This window comes from Mucilaginibacter sp. P4_D1 (genome assembly GCF_056401935.1).
This window is the reverse complement of the sequence record NZ_JBFUIJ010000098.1, coordinates 1-5,254: the sequence shown is the minus strand read 5'-3', so window position 1 is coordinate 5,254 and position 5,254 is coordinate 1. Positions and strand designations below refer to the sequence as shown.

General features: G+C 40.2%; 4 protein-coding genes. All 4 read right to left on the bottom strand.

Going from position 1 to position 5,254, the window contains the following annotated elements; genetic code table 11:
• Positions 1-259: 259 nt before the first annotated feature.
• The 4 genes from AC1DV1_RS31055 to AC1DV1_RS31040 are packed head-to-tail and all read right to left on the bottom strand — an operon-like array spanning position 260 to position 5,004.
• On the bottom strand, positions 260-778 hold the full coding sequence (locus tag AC1DV1_RS31055) for a glutathione peroxidase (protein WP_477368665.1): 519 nt from the start codon (positions 776-778) through the stop codon (positions 260-262).
• 41 nt (positions 779-819) lie between these two features.
• Positions 820-1,251: an rRNA maturation RNase YbeY gene (ybeY, locus tag AC1DV1_RS31050; protein ID WP_477368661.1), complete on the bottom strand. Its 432-nt coding sequence runs from the start codon at positions 1,249-1,251 to the stop codon at positions 820-822.
• Positions 1,251-1,673, bottom strand: a complete 423-nt coding sequence (locus AC1DV1_RS31045) for an ATP-binding protein (RefSeq protein WP_477368658.1) — start codon at positions 1,671-1,673, stop codon at positions 1,251-1,253. The genes ybeY and AC1DV1_RS31045 overlap by 1 nt, the downstream gene beginning before the upstream one ends.
• Before the next feature lies 1 nt (position 1,674).
• On the bottom strand, positions 1,675-5,004 hold the full coding sequence (locus tag AC1DV1_RS31040) for a DUF4175 family protein (protein ID WP_477368655.1): 3,330 nt from the start codon (positions 5,002-5,004) through the stop codon (positions 1,675-1,677).
• Between the last annotated feature and the right edge of the window lie 250 nt (positions 5,005-5,254).

Genomic DNA, 5,254 nt, shown 5'->3' with positions numbered 1-5,254 from the left:
GGATGGGATTGCGGGATTAGCTCCTCCAGGGTTGGCGGAATAGCTAATATTTGCTGCTGATCATAGTGTTTGAAAACAGGTTGTCTGATTGCCATATCTCATATATCTATACTTTAAATATATGAAAATCAGATTGTTAAAACAAATAAAACCATAGATAACTAATTGATTTTATAGCAATAAACCATTAATAATAAAAAAGAGGCTGATCATGATTTATGATACAGCCTCTTCAAAATCATAATACCTATCTCATGTTTTAGTTAAGATATTTGGTAATATCGTCAGATAACGGTGTTGTTGCCGACCTGAAACGGTGTACCAGTTTGCCATTTTCATCTATCAAAAACTTTTCAAAGTTCCATTTAATGTCGCCTGTAAAATCAGGATTTGGCGCTGTTGTAAGATATTGGAATAAAGGATCGATATCTAAACCTAAAACGCTAACTTTTCCGCTCATCGGGAAGGTTACGTTAAAATTGTCATGACAAAAGGTCTTTATGTCCTGATTAGTGCCCGGTTCCTGGCCACCGAAGTTATTAGCAGGAAAGCCCACTACAACCAGTTTGCCTTTGTATTTTTCGGCCAATGCCTCTAAATCTTTGTATTGTTTTGTAAAGCCACATTTTGAAGCCGTGTTTACAATCAACACCTTTTTGCCTTTGTATTTAGCCAGCGAAAAATTGTCGCCATCGATAGTTTTCAGCTTAAACTCATAAACCGAAGATGGGGCGGCCGTCATCAAAACGAAGCCCAATATTAAAGAAAGTAATTTCATGGTGTTAAATAATTGATGGTTAAACAAATATGTAGGTAAAATTAGCCAATAAAACTTCGCTTAGCTAAATACTCATCCTCTTTTTGTGTCATTTTTTTCTTTGTAACAACACTTTTATCTGTGTAGCCTACCAGGTGCAGCGCGCCATGAATAATAACACGATGAAGTTCGTCGGTTTCTGAATGTCCAAATTTGATGGCATTTTCGCGGATGCGTTCTATCGATATAAAAATATCGCCCACAATATCGCCTTCAACCTCACTGTTGTCAAAAGTGATGATATCTGTATAGGTATCATGATCAAGGTATTGCTGGTTAAGGGTAAGCAGATAAGCATCGGAGCAAAAAATGTAGTTCAGCTCTTTTAATTTAAAACCCTCGGCAACAATGGTGTCTTTAATCCATTGGCGCACAAGGGCCTTGTTTTTTAGCTTATAGTTTATGTCTTCTTCAAAAAAGCTGATAGCGGGCATTATATTTTAAAATGTAGTTCAATCTCGTTGCCCTTTGCATTGAAAATGCACTGGTCGGCCAGGTGCTTAATAATAAAAACACCACGGCCGGTAAGGCTTTCCAGGTTTTCTGGTGCTGTTGGGTCGGCCAGGTGATTGTAATCAAAGCCTTCACCCTGGTCGGTAACAGTCCATATTACCCGCTTGGGGGCAACATCGGCATTAATAATTACCTTTTTTGCGGCATCAAGTTTATTGCCATGAATAATAGCATTTATAGCGGCCTCGTTTAAGCAGGTCATCATGTTGGCAAAGGTATCATCTGCAACATGGTATTTGTCAGCAATCTCTTCTATCAGCGCTTCAAGCTGCGTTATGCTCTCCGGGTTCGACGGTAGCTGTAACGTGAATAATTCGCCGGTTTGAACATTTGCCTGTTCCATATTATTTGGCATTAAGTTGATCAAAGTAAGATTTAATTTTTTGCTTGTAATACAAATTAAGTGCCGGAGATACTGTCTTTACCTGTTCTGTCTGCTTTGCCCTTTGTTGCTGGTAACCCTGCAACGCTTTTATGTATCCCGGAGGTATATTTTTGCCGGCCTGGCTTTCTCGCTGCTGATCCTGCTCACGCTCCTGTTGCGCTTTTTCAGCTTCCAATAACCGGCTCTGTATTTGTTGTTGCCTCTTTAGCGCCTCGTCTGTAATCTTCCTGTTTACGAGATCACGCTCAGTTTGTTCCATTTCTTGCGAAATTTTATCTAAATTACCTAATTTACCCGTACCATTCTTATTTTCTTCGCGATTTATCTGCTCCAACTGTTGTCTTATCTGCTGTTGCTGGCGTGCCATGCGGGCCAACTGTTCGCTCATGTTACCTTGTCCGGGCTGGCTTTGCCCCGGTTTATTGCCTTGCTGCTGCATTTGCTCCCGCGCTTTTTGCATGTTTTTGTTTAGCTGCTGCTGCATTTTATTTAGCTGCGATATGGATTGCGGTTTGCCTTTACCGCCCTTGCTTTTATTCATCATTTTTTGCAGCTGATCTAATGCTTCGCTCAACATCAGGGCAAGGTTGTTCATGGATGTCATGGCAAGCTGCTGATTGCGGTTGGCTTCGGCCGTGCGCCTATCGCCCAGGTTATCCAGCGCCTGATCTATACGGGAATTTATACTGCCAATTTCGGTATTAACGGTTGATTGAATCTGCGGGATTCGCCTGCTGAGTGCATACAAACTATCTTCGGCCGTTTTAAGGTTATCTTTAATATCTTTTTGGCTTTGCGACAATGTGATGTACGCAGGATCTGTAGGGCTGGTGGTCTTTAGCGTTTGCATCAGCTTTTCCTGGCTAAAGGAACTGTTCACCAGGTTTTTCAACAGCTCACGTAGTTGCTGGGCATCAACCGCGTTTTCTTTGCTTTCGCCCTCCTGGTCTTGTTGCTGTAGCTTGCTTGCCAAATCCTTCATTTCATCTGCTGCCTGCTTTTGCGATTTACTGGCTTTGTTTTTATCGTTCTTTTGTAAATCGCCGGCGCTTTGTTCCATTTTTTGCGCTATGCTTTGTGTTTCTTTTTCCGGACTCTTGAAATCGCTTTTGTGCTCGGCTTGTTCATTTGTTTTTTGCAGATCGTCAAATCCTTTTTTTACATCGTCAAATTCCTTTTTCAGGTTATCCTGCTCCTGCTGCAATTGATTTTTATCGGCGCCTTGTTGCTTTGTTTGTTCAGATAGTTTTTGCTCTTTATCGGCAAGCTTATTTAGCTGATCAATCTGCTGGTTTAGTTTCTGATCAAATTCCAGCTTTTTATATAACTCCAGCATGCGGTCAAGTTCCTTTTTTAGCGACTTGTTGTCCATTTGCATTTTGGAGAGCTCATCGCGGGTAGCGTCCTTTTGTTGCTCGTTTAGTAATTGCTGCAGGTTTTGTAACAGCTCCTTTGTTTTTTGGTCAAGCACGTTGTTAAACAAGTCTTCAATTTGTTTTTGTTTGGCCAGGATCTCTTCATTTTGCTGTTGGTTTTCCTGCCTGTTGTATAGGTTTTTTTTGTTATCGTCTTTTATTTCCTTTACCAAATCTTCCAGGTCTTTTCGTTTTTGCAGCAGGTCTTCTACCTGTTTTTTTTCATCAAACGAAAGAGTGTTTTTGTTCAACAGCAGTTGGTTTAGTTTCTGCGATTCTTTTTCAACCTGCCCCGCAAGTTTAATGGCCGATTGCATTTTTTGTTTGATAGCTTCGGTACCGGCATTCAATTGCTGGTTTACTTCTTTGGCATCGGGCACATGAAGCGTACGTTCAGGAGTGCGGGCTTTTTTGGGCCCGTTTACGCCATCATTATCTGCTACTTCAAAAAAGTAGGTCACCTGGTCGCCCGGGCTAATGCCCATATCTTTTAAGTTCCAGAAATAAAAGAAATCTGCCTGCGTTTGTCCCATATCCGCCTCCACACGCTTTACAAACGTCTTTGTATTAGCCTTATTGCCGGATGATTGTACATTATAATGAAAATTCAAAGCCGAAAAACCGTGGTCGTCCTGGATTTTTCCATTAAAATACAGCGATTTCATGCTTACCGAATCAGTTTTTTCATCAACATTGATCACCGGTGGTTCATCCAAAATTACGTTGATATGGTAGGCGGCCGAGTCGCTGTGGTTTACCTGGTTGTTTACTGGGCTAAGCCTGTAAACCGCGTTTTTGTAAACCTTTTCGTTATGTACAAATAAACCGGGCCCATTTGCCACTGCCTGTCGTGGTTCATTATTCATAAAAAACTGCAGCCCGGTTGCATATTGCGTGTGTAACAGCCATTTGACTGCTGTTCCGGCTGGTATCACCAAATCGCCCGCATTTGCAAGCGTTTCATTTTTTTTATGCAGATAGGCGGGGTAATTTAATTCTACATCAAAATGAAGTAAAGCCGGTTTCTGGTTCACCTTAATCTCAAACAATGCAGATGTAAAACCATTGCCAATAAGCTTGAATTTGGTGTTTTGCTGCAAATTTGTAAACTGGTAATGAAAGCGGCTGATATTCTCTTTATCAAGCTTAAATGTATTGTTGGCAGTTTCTACATATACGTCGGCAGGTAATTTATCGCCATCCAACTTCAAATCAAGCTTCAGGTCATCGCCTTGAACTACAGAAAGGGTTTTGTTGAGTATATTGAATTTGAATGGGGCAGCAGGCACAAAGAACTCATTATGCCTGATTAACCTTTTTGTGCTTTCCGTTAAAATAGATGGCGCAGCCAAAGCGATGATTAGGATAACTGCAACCGGCACCAGGACATACTTAAGATATTTACTATTCTCGCGGATGTTGATGGCTGATGGAAAACTTACCGGCTTTAACGACTCTATTTTTTGATCGATACTGGCTTCGATGAGTGCGCGGTGTTTTTCGTCATCAGCAGCCAGTTTTTTTAGTTGCAGGGTGTTCAACAATTTGTCGTTTACATCCTGAAAGTGTTTGCCAATAATTGCAGCTGCCTCATCGTGCGTTAATGACCTTCCTAATTTAAGCCATGACAACAAGGGGGGTAATATGAGCCAGCACACCAGGGCAGCGTTGAGCAGAATAAAAAAATAAAAAAGAATAGTGCGGAAGAGAATATTAAAATTCCCGAAATATTCGCTCAGCGTAATTATTACATAAGCGGAGAACAAGCCAGCGCCTAAAAATATCAGGCCACGCAAAAAATTATTAAAATAATACTTCCTTATAAAGATATTTATCTTTTCAATGAGTAATTCATACTTTTCGGCAGAGGTCATAGTTCAGTGCTAAAATATCAAATACATAATTAAACGAAAAATATTTGTAAATTATATTTATCAAGGGTGTTAAGATAAAAAATCAAAACACAATAAAGGCCATTGCTATGACATTTAACAATATAATAGCAGAAGCCCCTTACTCAAAACCGTAAAATTAGCTAAAAGTGTCTTTTGATCTAAAAAGGTGGTGATTTGATTTACAGTTTTGAATTAAATCCGGAAATTATATATTTGCATTCCCTACATT

What these genes read in the sequence shown, in the direction of transcription:
- AC1DV1_RS31055 (WP_477368665.1), bottom strand. Translation starts at nt 778, where the DNA reads ATGAAATTACTTTCTTTAATATTGGGCTTCGTTTTGATGACGGCCGCC.
- ybeY (WP_477368661.1), bottom strand. Translation starts at nt 1,251, where the DNA reads ATGCCCGCTATCAGCTTTTTTGAAGAAGACATAAACTATAAGCTAAAA.
- AC1DV1_RS31045 (WP_477368658.1), bottom strand. Translation starts at nt 1,673, where the DNA reads ATGGAACAGGCAAATGTTCAAACCGGCGAATTATTCACGTTACAGCTA.
- AC1DV1_RS31040 (WP_477368655.1), bottom strand. Translation starts at nt 5,004, where the DNA reads ATGACCTCTGCCGAAAAGTATGAATTACTCATTGAAAAGATAAATATC.